Consider the following 23,094-nt stretch of genomic DNA (forward strand, 5'->3'; position numbering starts at 1 on the left):
AATTTTCAATATGGATCGTTTCAAAATTACAGGCGGCTCGCCACTACACGGCGAGGTCGTTATCTCGGGCGCGAAAAACGCAGCCCTGCCAATTCTCTGCGCCTCGATCTTGAGTGCCGAGCCGTTGATCTTGGCCAATGTGCCGGGCCTGCGGGATGTCAACACCATGAAAAAGCTGTTGGCACAAATGGGCACACGTATCGATGTGGTGCGCTCCCAGGCCGATGGCCAAGAGCAGATCAGTCTGACTTCAGATGCCATGACACATCTGCAGGCGCCTTACGAGCTAGTCAAAACCATGCGGGCCTCGGTCTTGGTCTTGGGGCCTATGTTGGCAAGGTTTGGGGAAGCCTTGGTCAGTCTTCCCGGTGGCTGTGCCATTGGTCAGCGGCCTGTGGATCAACACATCAAAGGCCTGGCGGCCATGGGTGCCGAGATTCAGATTGAACATGGCTACATCAAGGCCCAGGCCAAGCGGCTGCGTGGCGCACGCATCGTGACCGACATGGTTACGGTCACGGGCACAGAAAATCTGATGATGGCGGCCACCCTTGCTGAAGGTACGACGGTGATTGATAACGCAGCACGCGAACCCGAAGTCGTGGATTTGGCCAACTGCTTAATTAAGATGGGCGCCCACATTGAGGGCGCAGGCACGGATCGCATTGTGATTCATGGTGTCGAGCAGTTGCATGGTGCCAATCATGCGGTCATGCCCGATCGCATTGAGGCGGGAACATTTTTATGTGCGGTGGCCGCTGCCGGCGGTGAGCTGATGGTGCATCATGCCCGTGCGGATATTCTGGGCGCCACTCTGGATAAACTGCGTGAGACCGGCGTCACCATGATTGAGTCTGACGCGGGCATTCATATCAAATCGAACGGCCGGCCCAAGGCATTTAATTTTCGGACGGCGCCATTTCCTGGCCTGGCCACTGACATGCAGGCCCAGTTGATGGCGGTGGCCACCATTGCGCAGGGCACCTCCATCATTACGGAAACCATTTTTGAAAATCGTTTCATGCATGTCCAAGAGATGCGGCGGCTCGGTGCCCAGATCGAAGTCGATGGCCACACTGCTGTGGTGAAGGGTGTGGCGCAATTGTCGGGCGCCCGTGTGATGGCCACCGATCTGCGCGCGTCGGCAGGCCTGGTCATTGCTGGGTTGGTGGCCCAGGGGGAAACCGAGATCGACCGCATTTATCATCTTGATCGTGGCTACGACCGCATGGAAGAAAAACTCCGCGCTATTGGCGCCAACGTTGTTCGAGTGAGCGAACCCCAATCATGATGACATTTGCCTTATCGAAAGGCCGAATCTTTGAAGAGGCCCTGCCGCTTTTAAAGTCGGTCGGCATCATTCCGTCCGAGTCGCCCGAGTCATCGCGCAAATTAATTCTTGGCACGAACCGGCCAGATCTGCGTTTGTTAATTGTGCGTGCGAGCGATGTGCCCACCTATGTGCAGTATGGCGCTGCCGATATGGGCATTGCCGGTGCCGATGTGTTGGCCGAGCAGGGCAGCGAAGGCTTGGTGCAGCCGGTAGATCTGGGTATTGGTAAGTGCCGCATGAGTGTGGCGGTGCCAGTTGGTCTGGACTATGAACGCTTAGCCACACGCGGCGCACGGCTTCGTGTGGCCACCAAATATGTCAACACGGCACGCACCCACTTTGCGGCCAAGGGGGTGCATGTTGATCTCATTAAACTCTACGGCTCAATGGAGTTGGCCCCATTGGTAGGGCTCGCCGATGTGATTGTCGACTTGGTGTCCACCGGCGGCACACTCAAGGCCAATGGGCTCAAAGAAGTTGAAAAAATTGCCGATGTATCGGCCCGACTGATTGTGAATCAAGCCGCACTTAAGACCCGTCCAGAAGCCCTGCGTCCATTTATGGAAACCTTTGCCCAGGCAGCGGGTCAGAAATAAAGCTATGGATTCTTCCGTCAAGATCACCCGATTAAGTTCTTCTCAGCCTGATTTCCAGTCGGTCCTCGGCCGGCTGTTGAAGTTTGATGCTGCCCAGGATGACGCGATTTCCAAAACCGTGAAATCCATCATTGCGGACATTCGTGGCCGTGGCGATCAGGCCCTGCTGGAATACACATCCCGTTTCGATGGCGTGTCCGCGGCAAGTGTTGCAGATTTGGAAATCTCGAAATCAGAATTGCAGCAGGCGCTCGATAGCCTGCCGGCTGAGCAGCGTACAGCGCTGGCGGAAGCCGCCAAACGCATTCGTGAATTTCACGAATTACAAAAGCAGCCGTCTTGGACCCATACCGATGCCGCTGGCAACCGGCTGGGCCAGCGCATCAGCGCGGTGGATCGCGCAGGGCTCTATGTGCCTGGTGGCAAGGCGGCTTATCCGTCTTCTGTACTGATGAATGCAATCCCAGCCAAGGTTGCTGGTGTTGCAGAAGTCATCATGGTGGTGCCCACACCTCAAGGCACGCGCAATCAGCTGGTCTTGGCCGCCGCCTGTCTGGCGGGAGTCGACCGTGTCTTCACCATTGGGGGCGCCCAGGCAGTTGCAGCATTGGCCTACGGCACGCAGACCATTCCATGCGTGGACAAAATCGTTGGTCCTGGCAATGCCTATGTGGCAGAGGCCAAGCGCCAGGTCTTTGGTCAGGTGGGCATCGATATGATTGCGGGCCCATCGGAAATTCTGGTGATTTGTGATGGCAAGACACCAGCCGACTGGGTTGCGATGGATTTGTTTTCTCAGGCCGAGCACGACGAGATGGCCCAATCCATTTTGCTTACCCAAGACGCCGCCTACATCGATGCCGTGCAGGCCTCGATTGATCGCTTGATTGCAGACATGCCACGTAAAGATGTCATTCGTGTGTCGCTTGAAAATCGTGGCGCACTCATTCATGTCAAAGATTTGGACGAAGCCTGTGAGATTGCGTCGAGCATTGCCGCAGAACACTTGGAAATCTCAACTGACAATCCAGAACATTGGGCACAGAAGATTCGTCACGCAGGCGCCATGTTCTTGGGCCGCTATGCTTCTGAATCTTTGGGTGACTATTGCGCTGGGCCCAATCACGTACTGCCCACCATGCGCACGGCGCGCTTCTCGTCACCGCTGGGTGTTTACGACTTTCAAAAGCGCACCAGCATGATTGAGATTAGCGAGTCGGGTGCCCAGTCTCTCGGTCAGGTCGCGTCCACTCTGGCCCACGGCGAATACCTGACGGCCCATGCGCGTGCTGCTGAGCTTCGGCTGAAATCGAAGTAAAAAAACACGAGGGGAGAACGTCCGGGATTCGGCCCGATGAGCGTGGTGTTTTCGCGAAGAGGGCGAAACCCGACGGTAGGCCCCGAGCCCAGTAATTCCTAAGTTAAGTCTTTCAGCGCTGCCAGAAGCGCCGCCACCTGAGCATCGGTCCCCACCGTAATCCGCAGATACTGATCAATCCGCGGCTTTGCAAAGTGCCGCACCAAGATCTTGCGCTCACGCAGTGCCTGCGCCAAGGCTGCCCCTTCGTGCTTCGGGTGTCTGGCAAAGACAAAGTTCGCCTGCGATGGAATCACCTCGAAGCCAAGCGCCGTTAGCCCCTGTGTCATACGCTCACGTGATGCGATGACTTTGGCCGAGTTGTCTTCAAACCAGGCCCGGTCATCCATCGACGCGGCTGCCGCCGCCTGTGCCACCCGATCCAGAGGGTAGGAGTTAAAGCTATTTTTGATCCGATTCAGTGCATCGAGCAGGGTTGGCTGGCCGATTGCAAAGCCAACACGTAATCCGGCGAGTGCGCGTGATTTCGAAAATGACTGCGTGACCAGCAGATTCGAATACTTAAGTGTGAGCGGCACGCAAGACTGCGCGCCAAAATCCACATAGGCCTCGTCGACCACCACCATGGTGTTGGGCCGTGATGCGACAAAGGCGTCGATCACATCGCGTGGCAGGCTACGGCCAGTAGGCGCATTGGGGTTGGGGAAGATCACCGCACCGGCATTCGCTGGAACTTTGGCGAGATCGAGCGAAAAATCTGACTCCAGGGACAATAACTCGTAGCGTAGGCCATAAAGACCACAGTAGGTGGGGTAAAAGGAATAGGTGATGTCAGGAAAGACCAGTGGCCCCGGCTGATCCAGCAGCCCCTGGAACACAAAGGCCAAGACTTCGTCTGAGCCATTGCCGACAAATACATGGTTGGTGGGCACCTGCCAGAACCGGCCAATTGCTTCGCACAGGCCCTGAGATTCTGGGTCGGGATAAAGCCGCAGGGCGTCAGCGGGCACGGCCTGGGCTGCCGCAAAGGCCTTGGCCGAGGGCGGGTATGGGTTTTCGTTGGTGTTAAGTTTGATGAGCCCTTCGATTTTGGGCTGCTCACCCGGCGTGTAAGGGGTCAGCCGGCGGACCACGGAACTCCAGAATGCACTCATGGCACGAATGTATCATTGAGCCAAAGGAGCCGTCATGAGAACTGCCGAAGTCAGCCGAGATACCGCCGAGACCCAGATTCGGGTGTCGATCAATCTAGATGGAACGGGCAATCGCAGCCTGAATTCCGGCCTGCCCTTTTTGGATCACATGCTCGATCAAATCGCGCGCCACGGCCTTATTGATTTGGATGTCCAGGCCAAGGGCGATCTTGAGATCGACGCCCACCACACCGTTGAAGACTTGGGGATCACGCTGGGCCAGGCTTTTGCCAAGGCCATTGGCGATAAGCGCGGTATTCGTCGTTACGGCCATAGCTATGTGCCGCTCGATGAGGCGCTCTCGCGCGTGGTCGTGGATTTGTCCGGCCGGCCGGGTCTGGAGTTCGGCGTTCAGTGGAAACGCAGCATGGTGGGCCAGTTCGATCTGGATCTTATTCATGAGTTTTTTCAGGGCTTTGTGAATCACGCCCTGGTCACACTCCACATTGACAACTTAAAGGGTGACAACGCCCACCACCAGTGCGAGACGATTTTCAAAGCATTTGCTCGGGCGTTGCGCATGGCCGTGGAAGTGGATCCGCGGTTATCGTCTGACGTGATTCCCTCGACCAAGGGGTCGCTCTGATTGATCGCGATCGTTGACTACGGCTCGGGAAATCTTCGAAGCGTCCTGAGGGCCTTTCACGCAGTAGCCCCCAATGCCGATGTGCAGATCGTCTCGGACCCACAGGCGGTCTTGCGTGCCGAGCGGGTGGTCTTCCCCGGCCAGGGCGCTATGCCAGATTGCATGGCAAGTCTGGCCCGCTCTGGGCTAAAGGAAGCCATTATTGAAGCCTGCCGCAGCAAACCCTTTTTTGGTATCTGTGTCGGTGAGCAGATGCTCTTTGATCACAGCGAAGAGGGGAACACGGCAGGACTCGCCGTCATGCCGGGCGATGTTGTGAAATTTACGCCAGACCGTGGCGCACGCGATGCAGCAGGTGCCCCACTGAAAGTCCCCCACATGGGCTGGAACGAAGTCCATTGGCGATGGAACCATCCAGTAACCGCAGGGCTACCCACTGGCGGCTGGTTTTACTTTGTACACAGTTTTCATGCCGAACCCCGCAATCCCGAGCATGTTTTGGGTGAAAGTGAGTATGGAATACGCTTTACCTGTGCTGTAGCGAGAGATAACATCGTTGCAACGCAGTTTCACCCGGAAAAAAGTGCTGCTGCCGGGCTGAAACTTTTGTCGAATTTTGTCACTTGGAAACCGTAACTTTTTATAGCCCAGCCTTATGCTGTTGATTCCCGCGATTGATCTTAAAGATGGCCAGTGTGTTCGCTTAAAGCAGGGTGACCTGCAAGACGCGACCGTGTTTTCTGATAAACCAGGTGACATGGCCGCCCATTGGAAAAAACTCGGGGCCCGCCGTCTGCATGTGGTCGACCTAAATGGCGCGATCGCAGGCCGTGTGAAAAACGAAGCGGCGATTAAAGCCATCATCAAATCCGCTGGTGACGATATGCCGGTTCAAATTGGCGGCGGCATTCGCGACTTAGACACGATTGAGCGCATGCTGGATGACGGCGCAAGTTATGTGGTGATTGGTACAGCGGCTGTGAAAAACCCTGGCCTACTGCAAGACGCCTGTGTGGCCTTCCCTGGTCACATCATCGTGTCGATCGATGCCAAAGATGGAAAGGTGGCAACCGATGGCTGGAGCAAACTCTCGGGTCACGAAGTGATTGATCTGGCCCAAAAGTTTGAAGACTATGGCGTTGAATCAATTCTTTACACCGACATTGGCCGCGACGGCATGCTCACCGGCGTGAATCTGGAAGCCACCTTAAAGCTGGCTCAGAGCATCTCCATTCCTGTGATTGCCAGCGGTGGCATTGCCAGCATGAAAGACATTGATGCCCTGTGTGGTGTTGAATCCGAGGGTGTCACGGCTGCGATTCTTGGCCGTTCGCTGTACGAAGGTCATATCGATTTTCAAAAGGCGCAAAAGCGCGCTGATGAGCTGTCTGCGAAAGCCAAATAATTGCTGGCCAAGCGCATCATTCCCTGCCTTGACGTCAACGCTGGTCGTGTGGTCAAGGGCGTGAACTTTGTCGATCTGCGAGACGCAGGCGACCCGGTGGAAATTGCCCGCCAGTACGATCAGCAGGGTGCAGACGAAGTCACGTTTTTGGATATCACAGCCTCTAGCGATGCACGTGATTTGATTCTGCCGGTGATTGAAGCGGTGGCCGATCAGGTCTTTATTCCGCTTACGGTGGGTGGTGGTGTACGTACGGTCGAAGATGTGCGCCGACTGCTGAACGCCGGGGCGGACAAGATCAGCATCAACACCGCAGCGATTCAAAACCCAAATCTTGTGCGTGATTGCTCCGATAAATTTGGTGCTCAGTGCATTGTGGTGGCCATTGATGCCAAGCGTGTTGGCGATCACTGGGAAGTCTTTACCCATGGGGGCCGCAATCCTACGGGCTTAAACGCAGTGGACTGGGCCCGCCGTGTTGCCGAACTTGGCGCTGGGGAAATTCTGCTCACCAGCATGGACCGTGATGGCACAGGCCAGGGCTTTGATTTAGAGCTCACTCGGGCGGTTTCTCAGGCCGTCAACATTCCGGTCATTGCCAGTGGCGGCGTGGGCAGTCTTGATGACTTGGTCGATGGCGTGACCAAGGGGGCCGCTGATGCAGTGCTTGCCGCGTCGATTTTTCACTTTGGCCAGCACACGATCGGTGAGGCTAAGCGGTATATGGCCAGCAAGGGTGTCTGCGTGCGTGGCCTGCCTGAGCAAAGCGCGTGATGCCATGACCACAGATTGGTTCGACCAAGTGAAGTGGGACGACCGCGGTCTGGTGACCGCAGTTGCCCAAGACGCCGCGTCTGGCCGGGTGCTGATGGTGGCCTGGATGAATCGTGAATCACTCATTGAGACAGCCACGACCCATCGTGCCGTCTATTTTTCTCGCTCACGCAGCAGGCTCTGGCGCAAGGGTGAAGAGTCGGGCCATGTCCAACGCGTTAAAGAAATTCGTTTGGATTGTGACGCTGATGTGATCCTGCTGATGGTAGAGCAGGTAGGCGGCATTGCCTGCCATACCGGCCGTGAGTCGTGCATGTATCTGCGCTTAGACCAGGGCACGGATGGCCGGCTTGTCTGGCAGGCGGTCGATCCGGTGTTAAAAGACCCGGCGACCATGTATGCCAACCCAAAGTCATAAAATCGGATCATCATGCCCAATCAATCAAATGCTCAGCCCCAACAGCAGCCCGCCGATCGTGAGCTGCAAGACCCTGCCCATGTGTTGGCCCGGTTGGCCGATGTCATCGCCAGTCGCAAAGGCCTGGATCCATCGAGTTCATATGTGGCCCGGCTTTTGGCGGCGGCCCCGGATGCTGCGCTCAAAAAAATTGGGGAAGAGGCCGCTGAGGTCATCATGGCCGCCAAAGACGGCGTCGCTGAGCGCACGGTCAGCGAGATGGCCGATCTCTGGTTTCACTGTCTGGTGGCCTTGGTGCAGGCGGGCCTTCGGCCCGAACAGGTCTTGGCTGAACTTGCCCGCCGGGAGGGCATCTCAGGCTTAGATGAAAAAGCGGCTCGCAAAGCCCAGTCAAAGTCCTGACGTTTTAAAAGGATATTGAAGATGTCGTTCGACTCGAACTGTATTTTTTGCAAGATCGCCCAGGGTCAGATCCCAGCCGACAAAGTCTATGAAGACGACGAGCTGCTCGCCTTTCGTGACATTCATCCCAAGGCCCCTCTGCATCTGCTCATCATTTCCAAAACCCACATTGAATCGCTGCAGCAGGCCGATAGTTCGCACCAAGCCCTCTTGGGGAAAATGCTAGTGCTTGCTCCGCGACTTGCCGCGGAAAATGGGTCTCCCGATGGCTTTAAGACCGTGATTAATACCGGTCGAGTGGGCGGACAGGAGGTGTATCATCTTCACGTCCATGTTCTCGGCGGGCCGAACCCCGTTGGGATGAGGCTTTAACCCCTAATTTTCGGAGACCGTGATGGGTTCCTTCAGTGTCTGGCATTGGCTAATCGTTTTATTGATCATCTTGTTGGTGTTTGGCACCAAGAAACTGCGCAATCTGGGATCGGATCTTGGCGGCGCCGTGAAGGGCTTTAAAGAAGGTATGAAAGAGGGCGGCACGTCAGCCGATGCCTCCGCCACGCAGAAGACCGAAGCCCCGACGATTGACGTCCAGGCCAAAGATAAGACTCCTCAATAACGGCCGCGGCCCAGTCCATTGATGGCGGGCCTCGGACAACATCGTTTGGTGATTGGCGCCCGCTTGGCCGTCAATCCCCGTCTCGCGTTAGCGTCTCATGTTTGATATTGGCTTTTCCGAACTCGTGTTGATCGGCCTGGTGGCCTTGGTGGTGGTTGGCCCCAAACGCCTTCCCGTCGCCACACGGACGATCGGCACACTCTTGGGCCGGGCCCAGCGCTATGTCAACGATGTGAAGTCTGATATTCAGCGGCAGGTCGATTTGGAAGAGCTGCGCAAGGTCCAGGCCCAGGTTCAAAACGTGGGCGAACAAATCCAGTCCGGTGTACAAAGCGTTGAAAAAGAAGTAACCGGGGTAACGTCCAGCATCACGAGTGCGACGAACGATGTCTGGGAAGGGTTTGACGGTGATTTAAAAGAACCCCAGGCAAGTGGCACGTCTTACCGCGGCGGTGGTTTTATCAGCGCACCAGAGCCATCCTGGACAGAGCAAAATGAGCAGCGCCGTATCCGCAGCAAGGTCCGCAATCGTCTGCGCAAGCGTTTTCACACCAAACGCCCACGTGATGAATAACCCGCAGTGAAAAGACTTCTAATGTCATGACGCAATCCACAAACGATCCCCAAAATGAGCTCAAGGAAGAGGGCTTTGTCACGCACCTGGTAGAGCTGCGGGATCGGCTAATGCGCGCAGCAGGCGCGGTGATCGCTTGCTTTTTGGCGCTGGTGTATTGGGCCCCAGACATTTACTCGGCGCTTGCCAACCCACTGATTCAAGCATTGCCGGCGGGCACATCCATGATCGCGACCGATGTGACAGCCCCGTTTTTTGTGCCGATGAAAGTCACCATGATGGTGGCCTTTGTCATCGCCCTGCCTTATGTGCTGTATCAGGCCTGGGCCTTTATTGCGCCGGGGCTCTATGAGCACGAAAAGAAATTAGCGGCCCCCATCATTATCAGCAGCTTCGTATTGTTTTTGTTGGGCATGGCCTTTGCCTACTTCTTTGTGTTTCCGGCGGTCTTTAAATTCGTTGCGGCCTACACGCCCGCTGGTGTGCAGATGGCCACCGATATCGACAAATACCTGAGCTTTGTCATGACCTTATTTCTGGTGTTTGGCCTGTCGTTTGAAACACCTGTGGTCGAGATGGTGTTGGTGCGATTGGGAATGGTCACGCTGGCCAAACTTAAAGCATTCCGCTCTTATTTCATTGTGATTGCCTTCATTATTGCGGCCATCGTGACGCCCCCTGACGTCATCAGCCAGTTCATGTTGGCCGTGCCGATGATCCTGCTTTACGAGCTTGGCATGGTGATGTCGAAGTGGATTACACCCCGCGAAAAACTCGCCGAGGCAGAGGCCCAAGCGCAGGCCGAAGCCGCAGAAGCTGCTGAGGCAGCGCGATCAAATAAAGGCTAACCCTATCGCTGCGCTGAACTTGGCCGTTCGGCGATTTTTACAAGAACCTCAGCAGTTTTCCCTTGCCGCTGTAATTTAAATTTCGCCTGGCTGCCGGGCGAAATCGCGGCAACAGTCTGCATCAGTTCTGTCATATTGCGGACATTGCGGTCGTTCACGGCCACCACAATATCGCCAGGCTGTATGCCGGCCTGATCGGCTGGCCCATTGCGCAGCACGCCGGCAATCAGGCTGCCATCTCCTTCCGGCGCGTCCCGCGGTTCAACGCCGATATAACCGCGGCTGACCTTGCCCTTGGTGACCAGTGCCTCCATGACGGTTCGGGCGGTGTCTGCAGGAATGGCAAAGCCAATGCCCTGATTGCCGCCCGAGCGCGTGTAGATCGCCGTGTTAATCCCAAGCAGATGCCCCTGGGTATCGACCAAGGCCCCGCCGGAATTGCCCGGATTGATGGCTGCATCGGTCTGGATAAAGTTTTCATAGGTGTTGATGCCAAGCCTGGTGCGGCCAAGGGCACTGATGATGCCTTGGGTCACGGTCTGGCCCACACCAAACGGATTACCAATGGCCAAGACGGTGTCGCCAACCCTGGCATCTGCCGGCCGGCCAAAGGCAATCACGGGTAACTTTGACAGTGAAATTTTTAATACGGCCAGGTCGGTCTCGGGGTCTGAACCCACCAAGGCGGCCTTGGCCCGCCGGCCGTCGGCCAAGCCCACCTCAATCTGATCGGCCCCCTGGATCACATGGTGGTTGGTCAACACATAGCCTTTTTCTGACACGATCACCCCAGAGCCTAAGCCAGACGTGGGTTCCCGGCCGGGAGCGTCTTTAAAGAACCGGCGCAGAATTGGGTCATCCAGCAGGGGGTGGTTCGGGATCTGCTTCTGGGTGGTAAAGATGTAGACCACGGCAGGCATGGCCCGGGCGGCTGCATCACGAAAACCGTGCGCAGCAATCGGGGCACCACCTTCACGCAGGCCAAGATCACCGGAACCCGTGAGCGTGGGATTGGTCCCAAGGTTGGCAACCCAATGGGGCTTGAAGGTCAACACCACGAAAAGTGCCGCCAAAGCCAGGGTTGTTGCCTGAGCGAAAATCAACCAAATGCGTCTTGCCATAGCCGCCATTATTGCTGGAACTTACCCCCTTGGCTGGCTTAGAATACGTGTTTGCCCTAATCGTGACTCTAAGGAGGCTTTTTTATGTCTCAGTCCAACCAAGAACTTAGTTTCCCTCCCTCAACGGACAAGATTGAACCCGAGCGTCGCACCTGGTTGATTGCTTGTGGTGGCGCTGGCGCTGTGGCCGCAGCCGCAACTGCGGTACCCCTGCTGACCTCGATGGCCCCTTCTGAAAAGGCCCGTTCTGCTGGCGCACCGGTCGAAGTCGACATTTCGGATATCCCTCCCGGCGGCGTGAAGACCGTGGAGTGGCGCGGCAAGCCGGTTTGGGTGGTTCGCCGCACGCCCGAAATGCTCGCCAGCCTGGAAAAAATCGAAGGCCAGCTTGCTGACCCCAAATCGGAGCGTACGGCGCTTCCAGTGCCCGAATACGCCAAAAACCGTCACCGCTCGATCAAACCTGAAATTCTGGTGACCGTTGGTATCTGCACCCACTTGGGCTGCTCGCCGGTCAACAAGTTTGAAACTGGCAACCAGCCGGGGCTGGATGCCAACTGGCAGGGCGGCTACTTTTGCCCATGTCACGGCTCTACCTTTGACCACGCAGGCCGTGTGTATGCCAACAAGCCGGCACCCGATAACCTGGAAGTACCCCGCCATATGTATCTGTCGGACACCAAGATCGTGATCGGTAAAGACGAAAAAGGCGAAACCTAATTCAACTTAAGCGATACCGCGCACAACTCAGAATTGAATCTCGGAGATTTGAATGGCAGCTGAAAAAAACATAACAACCACGGGCCTCTTGGGCTGGATCGATCATCGATTCCCGCTCACCAAGATGTACAAAGAGCACCTGTCGGAATACTACGCACCGAAAAACTTTAACGTCTGGTATTTCTTTGGCTCACTGTCCATGGTGGTCTTGGTGCTGCAGATTGTCACCGGCATCTTTTTGACCATGCATTACAAGCCAGACGCATCGCTAAATGCCGCAGGCGTTCCCGTGGCCTTTGCCAGCGTGGAATACATCATGCGGGAAGTGCCGTTTGGCTGGCTGATCCGTTATCTCCACTCCACGGGCGCCTCAGCGTTTTTCGTGGTGGTGTATCTGCATATGTGGCGCGGCATGGTCTACGGTTCTTATCGTGCACCACGTGAGTTGATCTGGATCTTTGGCTGTCTGATTTTCTTGATGCTGATGGCAGAAGCCTTCTTCGGTTACCTGCTTCCCTGGGGCCAGATGTCTTACTGGGGCGCCCAGGTGATTGTGAACCTGTTTGCCGCGATTCCCTTGATTGGTCCTGATCTGTCGGTCTGGGTCCGTGGCGACTTTGTGGTGGGCGATGCTACTTTGAACCGCTTCTTTGCCTTCCACGTGATCGCCATTCCGCTCGTGTTGGTTGGTTTGGTCGCGGCCCACATCATCGCCTTGCATGAAGTCGGCTCGAACAATCCCGATGGTGTTGAGATCAAGGCCAAGAAAAATGCCGACGGTATTCCTTTGGACGGCATTCCTTTCCATCCCTACTACACGATTCATGACATTCTGGGGATCGCCGGTTTCTTGATTATTTTCTGCGCCATCGTGTTCTTTGCGCCCGAGCTTGGCGGTTACTTCCTAGAATTCAATAACTTCATTCCGGCTGATCCGCTGGTAACGCCGCCGCACATTGCGCCGGTCTGGTACTTCACGCCGTTTTATTCCATGCTGCGTGCTGTGACCGATGTCTTTACTTGGGTCATGGTGGGTGGTGCTGCAATTGGTGCAGTGGCGGTGTTGCGTGCCAACTTGTCCATGGTCATGAAGGCCGGCGGCATTGCTGCTCTGGTGGTGTTAGCCATCACTTTCCGCGTGCTCGATGCCAAGTTCTGGGGTGTTGTGGCGATGGGCGCAGGCGTGGTGATTCTGTTCTTCCTGCCTTGGTTAGATAAGAGCCCAGTGAAGTCGATTCGCTATCGCCCCATGTGGCAAAAGCTGCTGTACGCCGTGTTTGTGATCAACTTTTTCATCCTTGGTTACCTCGGCGTGTTGCCCCCGTTCCCGTTTGGTCAGATGTATTCCTTGGTGGGCACAGTTTTTTACTTCGCGTTCTTTGCTCTGATGCCGCTGTGGTCAACAATCGGGCAGTTCAAGCCTGTCCCTGACCGCGTTACGTTCAAACCCCATTGAACCGGCACCATTTTTAAGGAACTACTCAGATGAACATTCATAAGTCCCTCCGTAAAGCTCTCGTTGCCGTGTCGGCTGTGGTGACGGTGGCCCTTGCGCCCCAAGCCTTCGCAGCGGTTGGTGCGGCTGCACTGGATGCCGTGCCGGCAGCCAAGCTTGGCAGCAAGGAAGCCATGCAAAATGGCGCCAAGATTTTTCTTAATACGTGTATCGGCTGCCACGGCATGTCGGCCATGCGTTACAGCCGCCTGACTGACATTGGTTTCACCGAAGAGCAGATCAAGGCCATCATGCCCCCTGGCGCAAAGATGGGCGACTACATCCGCACGTCCATGAATCGCACGGATGCCAAGGGCTGGTTTGGTGCCGCCCCCCCTGATCTTTCCGTGACTGCCCGTGCCCGTTCTTCCGCGGCCGGATCCGGCACAGATTGGGTCTACACCTTCTTGCGCACTTACTATGAAGACCCAACCCGTCCGAGCGGCTGGAACAACAAGACCTTTGTTGGTGTGGGCATGCCCCATGTCTTGTGGGAAGTGCAAAAGACCAAGTCGCCTGCCGAGTTCGACTCTTATGTCGGTGATCTGGCCTCGTTTTTGGCGTATGCCGCAGAGCCTGCCCAATTCCAACGCAAGACCATTGGCATCGTGGTCATGATCTTTTTGGCCATCTTCCTTGTTTTGGCTTGGCGCTTGAACAAGGCCTACTGGAAAAACATCAAGTAATTCCAGGCGGTTGTTTGCACATTTTCAGGGTGGGGCTTACAGCTCCACCCTTCGTTTATTAAGGAGCCATAAAAATGATGGTGCTCTACTCCGGTACGACCTGCCCTTTTAGTCATCGTTGCCGCTTCGTGCTGTTTGAAAAAGGCATGGACTTTGAAATTCGTGACGTGGATCTCTTCAACAAACCCGAAGACATCTCGGTCATGAATCCCTACGGCCAAGTGCCCATCCTGGTTGAGCGAGACTTGATCCTGTACGAGTCCAATATCATCAACGAGTACATCGATGAGCGCTTCCCCCACCCGCAGTTGATGCCGGCCGACCCGGTTCAGCGTGGCCGTGCCCGTCTTCTGTTGTTGAACTTTGAGCGTGAGCTTTTTGTACATGTCGAGGCGCTTGAAAAACAAGACGCCAAGAAAGTCGACAAGGCCCGCGTTCTGGTGCGCGATCGTCTGGCCCAGCTCGCCCCGGTTGTGACCAAAAACAAATTCATGCTGGGTGAAGAGTTCTCCATGATCGATGTGGCCCTGGCCCCATTGTTGTGGCGCCTGGATTACTACGGCATTGAGCTGCCCAAGACGGCTGTGCCTGTACAGAAATACGCCGAGCGCATTTTTTCGCGGCCAGCGTTTTTCGAGGCACTAACCCCGCCAGAAAAAATCATGCGTCGATGATCGGCATTCGTCGCTATCGACACAATAGATAGCGCCATATCTTCGCTGATCACCAACACCGCACACATGTCTGAAGTCCAACCCAGTTCCACCAAGCCCTACTTGGTCCGCGCCATTCACGAATGGTGCACGGACAATGGGCTTACCCCCTACCTGGCTGTCTCGGTAACCGAGGGTGTACGCGTGCCTTCCGAGCACGTAAGAAACGGTGAGATTGTGTTGAATATCGGCATGCTGGCCACTGACAAACTCGTGATCAGCAACGACGACATTTCTTTTCAGGCGCGCTTTTCAGGCCGTGTTCATCAGATCTTCGTCCCGATGGACAATGTGGTGGCCATCTACGCGAAAGAAACGGGCAACGGCATGGCCTTTGAAGTGCCCAAGGCCATGGCAGAATCAGAGCCGAGACTTCAGGCCGTGGGTTCGGCCACGGAAGCCGACGAAGGCCACGCAATGCCCGAGCAAGACGTTCAGGAATTCACCACAGCGGAATCAAGCGAAGCGCCACCGGCCCCAAAACCAACGGGCGGGCGGCCAAAACTGACTCGCGTAAAATAAGGGGCACATTCGGAAGTTCAGGCCGTACACAACGCCGACTTAGCTCAGTTGGTAGAGCAATCGCCTTGTAAGCGATAGGTCATCTGTTCGAGTCAGATAGTCGGCACCATTAAATCGCCTGGGTTTTCCGTTGTAGTGTTTCTTGGTTGTGGCGACACTTGATCAATAACAGGTGCGCAGTCCTGGGAGGGACAGGAAATGAACAAAGCCTGCTGTTGTAGTGGCCGCGAATTCTGGAAATCCGCAACGGCGTTGGCCGTGTGGGCATTAAGTGGGTTTGCCCTGATCGCACTGCCCACAGCGAGTTTCGCCCAGACCCTTGCTCCTGAAAAACTCCAACTCTGCGCGAGTTGCCATGGTGCCAATGGCGCATCATCCACAACACCAGACATTCCTTTTTTGGCCGGGCTTCAGCCGACGTACTTTGCCCGTCAGATGGCAGATTTCAAAAGCGGCAAGCGTAAATCAGCCGTCATGCAAGGCATCATGGCGAGCATTGATGAAAAAGATTTCCAGGAATACGCCAACTATTTTCGGGCACAAAAACCACCTGCACCAGGAAAAGGTGACGCCAAAATAACCGGCCAGGGTAAAGAAATTTATTTTGAAGGTGTTGTGGGTACGGCGGTGCCAGCCTGTTCGGGTTGCCACAACGACGACGGCACCGGCACAAATCGGTACCCAAGGCTTGCTGGCCAAAATCCAACCTACACAATTCAACAAATGCTGGCCTATAAAAATGGTCAGCGTGACAATGATGATCGCGGCCTGATGCGTGCTGTGGCCCAGCGTATGAGTGAAGCGGAAATTCGTGCGGTGTCGGAATTTATCGTCACCATGAAAGGGGATACAGAATGAGACTCACCAAAACCAAAAGCAATCTAGTTCAGCGCGGCACCATGTCTTTTGGCATGGCCCTCGGCCTTTTTGTTGTTGGTCTCACTGTCGCAATCTCATCAGCCAAGTCGGCAGAGCCTGCGCCCAGTCCTCAGGTCTATGGCGGCAAGACCTATGAGTGGGGAAAGCTTTTGCCAGAGCAGGTTGAGATTTTTAAGCTCACGGGGAATATGGAAAACGGGAAAGAAGCCTTTCGTGGCTGCCGAGGCTGCCACAAGGCTGACGCCGGTGGACTATTAGACGGCACCTATCCGCGGCTGACCGGCCAACATGCTAGCGTGGTGATCAAGCAAGTCACCGAGGTTCGCGCGGGTATTCGCGTGAACCCAAAGATGGAGCCGTTTTCCAATGACCATGCGGTCACCCCACAAGAGATTGCGGATATTGCTGTGTATGTAGAGTCACTGCAGACCACACGTGAAAATGGCAAAGGATCCGGCTTGGCGTTGGCGCGGGGCAAGGCCCTGTACGACGGGGGTAACTGTGCCACCTGCCACGGCCAATTCGGCGAGGGTCAGGCCAGTATGGCTTATCCCGTGATTGCCGCCCAGCATTACGGCTATCTGGTGCGCGAGATGGAATACATCCAGAAGGGCATCCGCGGTAACTCCCATCCGAAGATGGTCAAGGCGATTGAGAAATACACCCGCGAAGATATCGAAGCGGTGTCCGATTACATCTCAAGAATGCCTGACTATCGGCTGGCCAAGCAGGTTAAGAAATAACACTTTGCCTGGCGCGTTAGATTCGCCAAACACGCTTGTGCGCTTGGCGAATCTCATTGCGATATAGCGTTGTTAACCCGTGGCGCCAGCAGCGTCCAGGGTCTTTTTTAATTCGCCACTTTCATACATCTCACCCATGATGTCGGCACCACCAATGAACTCGCCGCTGACATAGAGTTGGGGTACGGTGGGCCAGTTGGAGTAGTCCTTCACGCCTTGGCGAATTTCTTCGTCTTCCAGCACGTTGACCGTCACCACGTTTTTCACACCACAGGCTTTCAGCAACTGCACAGCCCGGCCCGAAAAACCACATTGCGGAAACTGTGCGGTGCCTTTCATGAACAGCACGACTGGGTGTTCGGTAACTGTTTTATGAATAAATTCTTTTGCGTCCATAAGCGTTCTCCAAAGATGGGGAAAGTGTACTGCACCAAGGTCCAGCCGGCGCGTTAATCGTTTAGTACGACCCCCGAAAACCAAGCACTGCACGGGGGTTATTGGCCAGATCTGTGAGCCCCCTCACGAGAACAAGACCGGCCTGTTGAAACACCTCCATCACGGCTGCCTGCTGATCAAACCCATGTTCGATCAATAAAAAACCATTCGGTTCGAGACGATTTATCGCCCCCCCCACAATGGTTCGGATGTCGTCTAAGCCATTGCCCTGGCCGACCAAGGCTTGAACAGGTTCGAATCTGAGGTCACCCTGGCTAAGGTGCTGATCTCCCGGTGCGATATACGGGGGGTTGCTCACGATTCCGTGAAAGGTGGCCGGGGCCTGACCCAAGGCCTGCCACCAAGCGCCCTGATAAAAGCGCATTCGGGGCCCGGCACCAAGCCAGACCGCATTGTTACGTGCCACCTGCAGGGCACCGCCCGATATATCACTGGCACAGACTTGGGCCTGGGGAAATTCCAAGGCAAGCGTAATTCCAATACAGCCGCTTCCCGTGCCCAAATCACAGAACCGAAGGCCCTCACCGCCATGTTGGCCCAGCAGGTCCTTGACCGTGTCAATCAAAAGTTCCGTTTCCATGCGTGGAATCAGGGTGTGGCCGTTGACCCAGAAATTTCTGCCATAAAACTCACGGCCGCCCACCAGATAGGCCAGCGGCACGCCAGCCTGGCGTTGCCCAATCCAGCGCAAAAACAGGGCCTGCGCGCCGACATCAACCAGATCGGTGTCATGGGCCAGAATGAATTCACGTGGCCTGCCACTGGCGGCTTCTAATAGCGGCCAGAGCTCATGCTTGGGCAGCGGGGTTGCCGCGATCAGCTCACGAAAACTAGATCTCTTCATCAGCGCAACGCCTGGTTGAAAATTTTGTGTGCGTGAAGTGCTGGTGTGCCTGACGCATTGGCGATTTATTGCTCGCCCATGGCAGTGAGCATCTCGGCCTGGTGCTCCGCAATCAATGCGCCGGTGAGCTCATCAAGATCTCCGTCCATCAGGGCATCAATCTTGTAGAGCGTGAGATTGATCCGGTGATCGGTCACGCGGCCCTGTGGGAAGTTATAGGTACGAATGCGTTCTGATCTATCGCCAGAACCCACCATCAGCTTGCGGGCGCTGGCCTCTTTGGCCTGCGCAGCGCGTTCTTGCTGATCACGTACACGTGCCGCCAACACCTTCATAGCTTTTTCTTTGTTTTTGTGCTGGCTGCGATCATCTTGGCATTCCGCGACCAGGCCCGTGGGCAGGTGGGTAATGCGCACCGCGGATTCGGTTTTGTTCACGTGCTGACCACCTGCACCGGAAGCTCGAAACACATCAATGCGGAGCTCATCGGGCGTAAAGACGACCTCCTCTAATTCATCGGCCTCGGGTAGAACCGCAACCGTACAGGCCGATGTGTGAATTCGGCCCTGGGTCTCGGTCTGTGGCACACGCTGCACACGGTGGCCCCCCGATTCAAACTTTAATTTGGAATAGGCGCCCTGGCCCACGACACGAACAATCACTTCGCGATAACCACCCAAGTCCGATTCACTTGCGGACAAAATCTCGGTCTGCCAGCGTTTGCGTTCGGCGTAGCGCATATACATCCGAAGTAAATCGCCCGAGAACAAAGCGGATTCATCACCGCCCGTGCCAGCACGAATTTCTAAAATCACATTGCGGTCATCGTTGGGGTCTTTGGGCAGCAAGAGCCGTTGAAGCTCGGCAACCTTGTCTTCGATGGCCGCCTTTAATCGTGTGATCTCGTCTTGTGCAAAGGCCTTTAGCTCTGGGTCATTTAGCCAGTCTTGTGCTGCCGCGTAATCGGCTTGCAGGCCCTCATAGGCGTGAAAGCTCTCGACCACCGGGGCCAAGTCCGCCCGCTCTTTGGAGAGCTTGCGGAATTCATCCATGCGGTTGGCTACCTCGGGCGCCGACAGCAGACGGTCGACCGCCTCCAGGCGTTCGGCCAGCTGCTGGAGTTTGACCAGCAGGCTGGGTTTCATCTAGTGGTCTCGATTGTTTTTCTGAAGACCGAACAGCTCACGAATCAGTTCGGCTTTGTGTTCACGCTCGGCAGGGTCTAAATGCCCCATCTGGTGAAGTTGGGCATAGGCCCGATGCAGATATTTTTGGGAAAGACCATGGGCGAGCGATTTCAACACGGCATCCACATCATCGCCCTTGGCCAGACGCTTTTTGGCCAAGGCCAACTCGCTGGCTTGAATTTCTTCCGCATGCTGGGAAAGGGCACGAATCACGGGCACTTGCTGCCGCGATTCTTTCCACTGGATAAAGGACTGCACACCGTGATCAATAATCGCTTCGGCCTGCACCACAGCATCTTGCCGCGCCTGCACGCCTTCTTTGATCAGCTCGCCCAGATCGTCGACCGTGTAAAGAAAGGCATCATCCAGATCGGCCACTTCTCGTTCAATGTCGCGGGGCACGGCCAGATCGACCAGGAACATTGGCCGGTGTTTGCGTTGCTTAATTGCCCGCTCAATCATGCCCAGGCCAATAATGGGCAGGGTGCTGGCGGTGCAGCTCACCACCACATCAAACTCGTGCATGCGTAGTGGCAGCTCTGCCAGGGCAATGGCTTCGCCATTAAACTCATGGGCAAGGATCTGGCCACGATCGAGTGTGCGGTTGGCCACGACTATCTTTTTTGGGTGCTGAGCAGCAAAGTGGGTGGCCACCAACTGGATCATTTCTCCGGCACCAATAAATAAGACATTGGTCTGGGACAGGTCGCCAAAGATTCGCTGGGCCAGCTTCACCGATGCGGCCGCCATCGAGACCGAATGCAGACCAATCTCAGTCGTGGTGCGGACTTCCTTTGCAACCGAGAAGGCCTGCTGGAAAAGATGGTGCAGATGGGTGCCTAAACAGCCAGCCTCTTGGGCCTCGCGGGCAGCGAGCTTCATCTGACCAAGAATCTGTGGCTCACCCAGCACCATGGAATCCAGCCCGCAGGCCACACGAAAGGCATGGCGCACGGCTTGGTCGTCTGGCAGTTGATAAAGATGGGGGGTCAGATCCGCTTCGCTGGTGCCCGATTTCCAGGCCAGCCAATCCAGTGCCTGGCCTTTGGCTTCCTGGAAATTTTCTGCTGCCAGATACATCTCGGTCCGGTTACAGGTCGAGAGCAGGGCCTGCTCCGGCGCCGCCCGTTTCAGGCTAGACCGCAACTCTTGCAGCCCATCACGCAGTGCGTCGCCCGGAAAGGCGAGCTTCTCCCGCAAAGAAAGGGGAGCGGACTGGTGGTTTAAACCAAGGGTAATAAGCTGCATTAATTAGGGGTTCTAATGGAATCCCCTGATTTTACGAGAAAACATCCACCCGGTAACCCACTCCGTAGACAGAATGCAGGCGAATCTCTGTCTGGTCATCAAGCCCGAGCTTTTGCCGAAGACGGCCCACGTGGGTATCCAGGGTTCTGGAGCTTTGGTAGTCATGTCGGCCCCAGACCAGCCGCAAAATCTCGGCCCGGTCTACCGTCTGGCCCCGTTTTAGAAACAGTAGCCAGGCCAGCCGGAATTCCTTTTGGGACAAGGGCACCACCTGCTGGTGGACCGTGGCTTCGAGCGTTGCCAGATTCAGGCGAATTGGGCCCACCGAGATTGGTTTGTCATCGAAGAGTCTGGGCTGTGCCCGCCGGACCATGGTTTTGGCCCGAATCAGGAGTTCTTCACCGCGAAAGGGCATCAACAAAAAATCATCAGCCCCATGGTCGAAGGCCTCCTGCATCACCGTGGGGTTTGGTGCTTGGGTCACGATCATGGTGGGGATGTGCCGAAGCAACAGCCGCTCTTGTGATTTCAACTTAGCCAAGACCTGCAGCCCGGACATGTCCGGCAGCCGCATATCGATCATTGCAAAGTCGAAGTCACACCGGCAGGAACGAGACAAAAACCGGCCCCCGGAAGAAAAAAGCTCTGTGCTGGCCCCGTCATTGACAAACAATTCTTCAATGCGTTGTCGCTGGACTGGATCATCTTCAACAATGGCGATACGCATCAGGCGAAAAGACTTGGCAGATTAAATGGCAGTGGAAGTTAGCCATTAGCCTAGTGTCCGGGGCGCTGCGCCACATCTGTCAGGGCGTTTTGCTGTAAAAACTTTTACCGTAAAAAATCTTTCAGGCTGACTTCTCCCGGGGTCTGGATAAGCCGCCTGATTGATTTACGCCGACAGAAACATTTGGTAGCCGGGGTGCTGGGTTTCTTCCCAGTGCGGGTAGCCCAGTTGTTTTAAGAAGTCTTGTAGCGCCGCTTCATTCTGATCGGGCACCTGTATGCCCACCAGAATTCGGCCGTAGTCAGCGCCGTGGTTCCGATAATGGAAAAGAGAAATATTCCAATCGGGATGCATCGACGATAAAAACCGCATCAAGGCGCCAGGCCGCTCTGGAAACTCAAACCGAAAAAGCCGCTCATTTTTTGCCAGTGCAGAGCGGCCGCCCACCATATGCCGCAGATGCAGCTTACCCAGCTCATCGTCGGTCAAATCCAGAGTTTTAAAGCCGCCCGACTCAAAGGCTTTCGCAACATCGTGGGCCTCTTGCCGATCACGGGTCTGGATGCCGACATAAATATGGGCGGCCTTGGCGTCAGCGATTCGATAATTAAATTCTGTGACATTGCGATCGCCAATGGTTTGGCAAAAGCGCTTAAAGCTTCCGCGTTCTTCTGGAATGGTCACGGCAAATACAGCTTCGCGTTGCTCACCGATTTCAGCACGCTCGCTGACAAAACGCAGCCGGTCAAAATTCATGTTGGCACCACAGGCCACTGCAACCAAGGTCTTGTCTTTTACCTGCTCACGCTCGACCCAGGCCTTCATACCCGCAATGGCCAGTGCGCCTGCGGGCTCCAAGATGGCTCGGCTGTTTTCAAAGACATCTTTAATGGCTGCGCAGACAGCATCGGTGTCGACCAGCACAATGTCATCGACATATTTCTGGCAGAGACGAAAGGTCTCTTCGCCAACGAGCTTGACGGCAGTGCCATCCGAAAACAGACCCACCTCCTTAAGTGTCACACGGTGCCCGGCTTTCAGGGACTGGGCCATGGCATCGGAGTCGGTCATCTGCACACCAATGATCTTGATTTCAGGCTTGACCTGCTTGATGTAGCTGGCCATGCCGGCAATCAGTCCGCCCCCGCCAATGGCAATGAAGACGGCATCAATTGGCTCCTGATGTTGCTGCAAGAGTTCCATGGCAATGGTGCCTTGGCCCGCAATCACATCGGGATCGTCAAAAGGATGCACAAAGGTTAAGCCCTCGCGCTGTTGAACATCCAAGGCGTGCTGATACGCGTCGGAGTAAGAATCCCCAAAGAGCAGCACTTCTCCCCCCAGGGCCTTTACGGCGTTGATCTTCACGGCTGGGGTGGTGACCGGCATCACGATCACGGCCCGGCAGCCCATCCGGCTTGCCGATAGCGCCACGCCCTGGGCATGGTTCCCAGCAGAGGCGGCGATCACGCCCCTGGCCAGTTGGGCTTGGGTGAGATGAGCCATCTTGTTATAGGCCCCGCGCAGCTTGAAAGAAAACACCGGCTGCATGTCTTCCCGTTTGAGCAGCACCCGGTTGCCGAGTCGCTGGGACAGGCCGCGGGCGGGCTCCAGCGGAGTCTCCTGGGCCACGTCATAGACCCTGGCGGTCAAGATTTTTCGTAAATAATCAGATTCCATGTTGGTTTTA

General features: G+C 55.7%; 28 protein-coding genes and 1 tRNA gene. 21 read left to right on the forward strand and 8 right to left on the reverse strand.

Translation table 11 applies throughout. The features are described from left to right. Nucleotides 1-10 precede the first annotated feature (10 nt). The 3 genes from murA to hisD are packed head-to-tail and all read left to right on the forward strand — an operon-like array spanning nt 11 to nt 3,247. Nucleotides 11-1,291: a UDP-N-acetylglucosamine 1-carboxyvinyltransferase gene (murA, locus tag AOB54_00690; protein WVN41936.1), complete on the forward strand. Its 1,281-nt coding sequence runs from the start codon at nt 11-13 to the stop codon at nt 1,289-1,291. After that, complete coding sequence (hisG, locus tag AOB54_00695; protein WVN41937.1) at nt 1,288-1,929, forward strand: ATP phosphoribosyltransferase; 642 nt, start codon at nt 1,288-1,290, stop codon at nt 1,927-1,929. Before murA ends, hisG begins: the two co-directional genes overlap by 4 nt. A gap of 4 nt (nt 1,930-1,933) precedes the next feature. Next, nucleotides 1,934-3,247 carry a histidinol dehydrogenase gene (gene hisD, locus AOB54_00700; protein WVN41938.1) on the forward strand — a complete coding sequence of 438 codons (1,314 nt, stop codon included), beginning with the start codon at nt 1,934-1,936 and terminating at the stop codon, nt 3,245-3,247. A gap of 98 nt (nt 3,248-3,345) precedes the next feature. On the opposite strand, the gene hisC is transcribed toward hisD, so the two are convergent. After that, a complete protein-coding gene (hisC, locus tag AOB54_00705) occupies nt 3,346-4,401 on the reverse strand; it encodes a histidinol-phosphate transaminase (protein ID WVN41939.1) in 1,056 nt (351 codons plus the stop codon). Between the two features lie 34 nt (nt 4,402-4,435). Here hisC and hisB point away from each other — a divergent pair, with 34 nt between their 5' ends. The 10 genes from hisB to tatC all read left to right on the forward strand — a co-directional run bounded on the left by hisB (nt 4,436) and on the right by tatC (nt 10,063). Next, nucleotides 4,436-5,026, forward strand: coding sequence for an imidazoleglycerol-phosphate dehydratase HisB (hisB, locus tag AOB54_00710; GenBank protein WVN41940.1), 591 nt, complete (start codon nt 4,436-4,438; stop codon nt 5,024-5,026). Continuing rightward, nucleotides 5,027-5,662, forward strand: coding sequence for an imidazole glycerol phosphate synthase subunit HisH (gene hisH, locus AOB54_00715; GenBank protein ID WVN41941.1), 636 nt, complete (start codon nt 5,027-5,029; stop codon nt 5,660-5,662). A gap of 19 nt (nt 5,663-5,681) precedes the next feature. Next, nucleotides 5,682-6,431 carry a 1-(5-phosphoribosyl)-5-[(5-phosphoribosylamino)methylideneamino]imidazole-4-carboxamide isomerase gene (gene hisA, locus AOB54_00720; protein ID WVN41942.1) on the forward strand — a complete coding sequence of 250 codons (750 nt, stop codon included), beginning with the start codon at nt 5,682-5,684 and terminating at the stop codon, nt 6,429-6,431. Further along, entirely contained in the window at nt 6,432-7,205 is a 774-nt protein-coding gene (hisF, locus tag AOB54_00725) for an imidazole glycerol phosphate synthase subunit HisF (protein ID WVN41943.1), read from the forward strand. 4 nt (nt 7,206-7,209) lie between these two features. Then, the gene (gene hisI, locus AOB54_00730) at nt 7,210-7,623 is read left to right on the forward strand and encodes a phosphoribosyl-AMP cyclohydrolase (protein WVN41944.1); all 414 of its coding nucleotides are present in this window, start codon (nt 7,210-7,212) and stop codon (nt 7,621-7,623) included. A gap of 12 nt (nt 7,624-7,635) precedes the next feature. Then, complete coding sequence (locus AOB54_00735) at nt 7,636-8,025, forward strand: phosphoribosyl-ATP diphosphatase (protein ID WVN41945.1); 390 nt, start codon at nt 7,636-7,638, stop codon at nt 8,023-8,025. 21 nt (nt 8,026-8,046) lie between these two features. Continuing rightward, nucleotides 8,047-8,397, forward strand: a complete 351-nt coding sequence (locus AOB54_00740; GenBank protein ID WVN41946.1) for a histidine triad nucleotide-binding protein — start codon at nt 8,047-8,049, stop codon at nt 8,395-8,397. A 22-nt stretch (nt 8,398-8,419) separates the two neighbouring features. Then, a complete protein-coding gene (gene tatA, locus AOB54_00745; GenBank protein ID WVN41947.1) occupies nt 8,420-8,641 on the forward strand; it encodes a Sec-independent protein translocase subunit TatA in 222 nt (73 codons plus the stop codon). 97 nt (nt 8,642-8,738) lie between these two features. Further along, nucleotides 8,739-9,215, forward strand: a complete 477-nt coding sequence (gene tatB, locus AOB54_00750) for a Sec-independent protein translocase protein TatB (GenBank protein ID WVN41948.1) — start codon at nt 8,739-8,741, stop codon at nt 9,213-9,215. A gap of 26 nt (nt 9,216-9,241) precedes the next feature. After that, the gene (gene tatC, locus AOB54_00755) at nt 9,242-10,063 is read left to right on the forward strand and encodes a twin-arginine translocase subunit TatC (protein ID WVN41949.1); all 822 of its coding nucleotides are present in this window, start codon (nt 9,242-9,244) and stop codon (nt 10,061-10,063) included. Nucleotides 10,064-10,065: 2 nt separating this feature from the next. Here tatC and AOB54_00760 read toward each other — a convergent pair whose 3' ends face one another. Further along, on the reverse strand, nt 10,066-11,184 hold the full coding sequence (locus AOB54_00760) for a trypsin-like peptidase domain-containing protein (GenBank protein ID WVN41950.1): 1,119 nt from the start codon (nt 11,182-11,184) through the stop codon (nt 10,066-10,068). Nucleotides 11,185-11,268: 84 nt separating this feature from the next. Here AOB54_00760 and petA point away from each other — a divergent pair, with 84 nt between their 5' ends. The 8 genes from petA (at nt 11,269) to AOB54_00800 (ending at nt 16,942) form a co-directional block, all read left to right on the forward strand. After that, a complete protein-coding gene (petA, locus tag AOB54_00765) occupies nt 11,269-11,904 on the forward strand; it encodes a ubiquinol-cytochrome c reductase iron-sulfur subunit (GenBank protein ID WVN41951.1) in 636 nt (211 codons plus the stop codon). Between the two features lie 52 nt (nt 11,905-11,956). Next, nucleotides 11,957-13,360, forward strand: a complete 1,404-nt coding sequence (locus AOB54_00770) for a cytochrome b N-terminal domain-containing protein (protein ID WVN41952.1) — start codon at nt 11,957-11,959, stop codon at nt 13,358-13,360. Between the two features lie 29 nt (nt 13,361-13,389). Then, complete coding sequence (locus tag AOB54_00775; protein WVN41953.1) at nt 13,390-14,085, forward strand: cytochrome c1; 696 nt, start codon at nt 13,390-13,392, stop codon at nt 14,083-14,085. Nucleotides 14,086-14,159: 74 nt separating this feature from the next. Continuing rightward, entirely contained in the window at nt 14,160-14,759 is a 600-nt protein-coding gene (locus AOB54_00780) for a glutathione S-transferase N-terminal domain-containing protein (GenBank protein WVN41954.1), read from the forward strand. Nucleotides 14,760-14,825: 66 nt separating this feature from the next. Further along, complete coding sequence (locus tag AOB54_00785) at nt 14,826-15,320, forward strand: ClpXP protease specificity-enhancing factor (GenBank protein WVN41955.1); 495 nt, start codon at nt 14,826-14,828, stop codon at nt 15,318-15,320. Between the two features lie 33 nt (nt 15,321-15,353). Further along, a tRNA-Thr gene (locus AOB54_00790) sits at nt 15,354-15,429 on the forward strand. 89 nt (nt 15,430-15,518) lie between these two features. Beyond that, on the forward strand, nt 15,519-16,178 hold the full coding sequence (locus AOB54_00795) for a c-type cytochrome (protein WVN41956.1): 660 nt from the start codon (nt 15,519-15,521) through the stop codon (nt 16,176-16,178). Next, nucleotides 16,175-16,942: a c-type cytochrome gene (locus AOB54_00800; protein WVN41957.1), complete on the forward strand. Its 768-nt coding sequence runs from the start codon at nt 16,175-16,177 to the stop codon at nt 16,940-16,942. Before AOB54_00795 ends, AOB54_00800 begins: the two co-directional genes overlap by 4 nt. Before the next feature lie 72 nt (nt 16,943-17,014). Here AOB54_00800 and grxD read toward each other — a convergent pair whose 3' ends face one another. The 6 genes from grxD to ilvA form a co-directional block, all read right to left on the reverse strand. Continuing rightward, nucleotides 17,015-17,338, reverse strand: a complete 324-nt coding sequence (gene grxD / locus AOB54_00805) for a Grx4 family monothiol glutaredoxin (protein ID WVN41958.1) — start codon at nt 17,336-17,338, stop codon at nt 17,015-17,017. Between the two features lie 61 nt (nt 17,339-17,399). Next, nucleotides 17,400-18,242: a peptide chain release factor N(5)-glutamine methyltransferase gene (gene prmC / locus AOB54_00810; protein WVN41959.1), complete on the reverse strand. Its 843-nt coding sequence runs from the start codon at nt 18,240-18,242 to the stop codon at nt 17,400-17,402. A 65-nt stretch (nt 18,243-18,307) separates the two neighbouring features. Then, a complete protein-coding gene (prfA, locus tag AOB54_00815) occupies nt 18,308-19,387 on the reverse strand; it encodes a peptide chain release factor 1 (GenBank protein ID WVN41960.1) in 1,080 nt (359 codons plus the stop codon). Next, complete coding sequence (gene hemA / locus AOB54_00820) at nt 19,388-20,677, reverse strand: glutamyl-tRNA reductase (GenBank protein WVN41961.1); 1,290 nt, start codon at nt 20,675-20,677, stop codon at nt 19,388-19,390. It abuts the gene before it with no gap. Between the two features lie 31 nt (nt 20,678-20,708). Then, on the reverse strand, nt 20,709-21,404 hold the full coding sequence (locus tag AOB54_00825) for a response regulator transcription factor (GenBank protein WVN41962.1): 696 nt from the start codon (nt 21,402-21,404) through the stop codon (nt 20,709-20,711). Between the two features lie 165 nt (nt 21,405-21,569). Next, complete coding sequence (gene ilvA, locus AOB54_00830; protein WVN41963.1) at nt 21,570-23,084, reverse strand: threonine ammonia-lyase, biosynthetic; 1,515 nt, start codon at nt 23,082-23,084, stop codon at nt 21,570-21,572. Between the last annotated feature and the right edge of the window lie 10 nt (nt 23,085-23,094).

It is taken from the genome of beta proteobacterium MWH-UniP1 (assembly GCA_036362785.1).
Classification (GTDB): Bacteria; Pseudomonadota; Gammaproteobacteria; order Burkholderiales; family Burkholderiaceae_A; genus Lacustribacter.

What these genes read in the sequence shown, in the direction of transcription:
- AOB54_00740 (WVN41946.1), top strand. Translation starts at nt 8,047, where the DNA reads ATGTCGTTCGACTCGAACTGTATTTTTTGCAAGATCGCCCAGGGTCAG.
- tatA (WVN41947.1), top strand. Translation starts at nt 8,420, where the DNA reads ATGGGTTCCTTCAGTGTCTGGCATTGGCTAATCGTTTTATTGATCATC.
- hisB (WVN41940.1), top strand. Translation starts at nt 4,436, where the DNA reads ATGAGAACTGCCGAAGTCAGCCGAGATACCGCCGAGACCCAGATTCGG.
- AOB54_00775 (WVN41953.1), top strand. Translation starts at nt 13,390, where the DNA reads ATGAACATTCATAAGTCCCTCCGTAAAGCTCTCGTTGCCGTGTCGGCT.
- hisD (WVN41938.1), top strand. Translation starts at nt 1,934, where the DNA reads ATGGATTCTTCCGTCAAGATCACCCGATTAAGTTCTTCTCAGCCTGAT.
- AOB54_00735 (WVN41945.1), top strand. Translation starts at nt 7,636, where the DNA reads ATGCCCAATCAATCAAATGCTCAGCCCCAACAGCAGCCCGCCGATCGT.
- tatC (WVN41949.1), top strand. Translation starts at nt 9,242, where the DNA reads ATGACGCAATCCACAAACGATCCCCAAAATGAGCTCAAGGAAGAGGGC.
- AOB54_00760 (WVN41950.1), bottom strand. Translation starts at nt 11,184, where the DNA reads ATGGCAAGACGCATTTGGTTGATTTTCGCTCAGGCAACAACCCTGGCT.
- AOB54_00780 (WVN41954.1), top strand. Translation starts at nt 14,160, where the DNA reads ATGATGGTGCTCTACTCCGGTACGACCTGCCCTTTTAGTCATCGTTGC.
- AOB54_00770 (WVN41952.1), top strand. Translation starts at nt 11,957, where the DNA reads ATGGCAGCTGAAAAAAACATAACAACCACGGGCCTCTTGGGCTGGATC.
- hisC (WVN41939.1), bottom strand. Translation starts at nt 4,401, where the DNA reads ATGAGTGCATTCTGGAGTTCCGTGGTCCGCCGGCTGACCCCTTACACG.
- AOB54_00795 (WVN41956.1), top strand. Translation starts at nt 15,519, where the DNA reads ATGAACAAAGCCTGCTGTTGTAGTGGCCGCGAATTCTGGAAATCCGCA.
- AOB54_00800 (WVN41957.1), top strand. Translation starts at nt 16,175, where the DNA reads ATGAGACTCACCAAAACCAAAAGCAATCTAGTTCAGCGCGGCACCATG.
- petA (WVN41951.1), top strand. Translation starts at nt 11,269, where the DNA reads ATGTCTCAGTCCAACCAAGAACTTAGTTTCCCTCCCTCAACGGACAAG.
- AOB54_00785 (WVN41955.1), top strand. Translation starts at nt 14,826, where the DNA reads ATGTCTGAAGTCCAACCCAGTTCCACCAAGCCCTACTTGGTCCGCGCC.
- hisA (WVN41942.1), top strand. Translation starts at nt 5,682, where the DNA reads ATGCTGTTGATTCCCGCGATTGATCTTAAAGATGGCCAGTGTGTTCGC.
- hisI (WVN41944.1), top strand. Translation starts at nt 7,210, where the DNA reads ATGACCACAGATTGGTTCGACCAAGTGAAGTGGGACGACCGCGGTCTG.
- AOB54_00825 (WVN41962.1), bottom strand. Translation starts at nt 21,404, where the DNA reads ATGCGTATCGCCATTGTTGAAGATGATCCAGTCCAGCGACAACGCATT.
- murA (WVN41936.1), top strand. Translation starts at nt 11, where the DNA reads ATGGATCGTTTCAAAATTACAGGCGGCTCGCCACTACACGGCGAGGTC.
- grxD (WVN41958.1), bottom strand. Translation starts at nt 17,338, where the DNA reads ATGGACGCAAAAGAATTTATTCATAAAACAGTTACCGAACACCCAGTC.
- tatB (WVN41948.1), top strand. Translation starts at nt 8,739, where the DNA reads ATGTTTGATATTGGCTTTTCCGAACTCGTGTTGATCGGCCTGGTGGCC.
- prmC (WVN41959.1), bottom strand. Translation starts at nt 18,242, where the DNA reads ATGAAGAGATCTAGTTTTCGTGAGCTGATCGCGGCAACCCCGCTGCCC.
- hisG (WVN41937.1), top strand. Translation starts at nt 1,288, where the DNA reads ATGATGACATTTGCCTTATCGAAAGGCCGAATCTTTGAAGAGGCCCTG.
- hemA (WVN41961.1), bottom strand. Translation starts at nt 20,677, where the DNA reads ATGCAGCTTATTACCCTTGGTTTAAACCACCAGTCCGCTCCCCTTTCT.
- prfA (WVN41960.1), bottom strand. Translation starts at nt 19,387, where the DNA reads ATGAAACCCAGCCTGCTGGTCAAACTCCAGCAGCTGGCCGAACGCCTG.
- ilvA (WVN41963.1), bottom strand. Translation starts at nt 23,084, where the DNA reads ATGGAATCTGATTATTTACGAAAAATCTTGACCGCCAGGGTCTATGAC.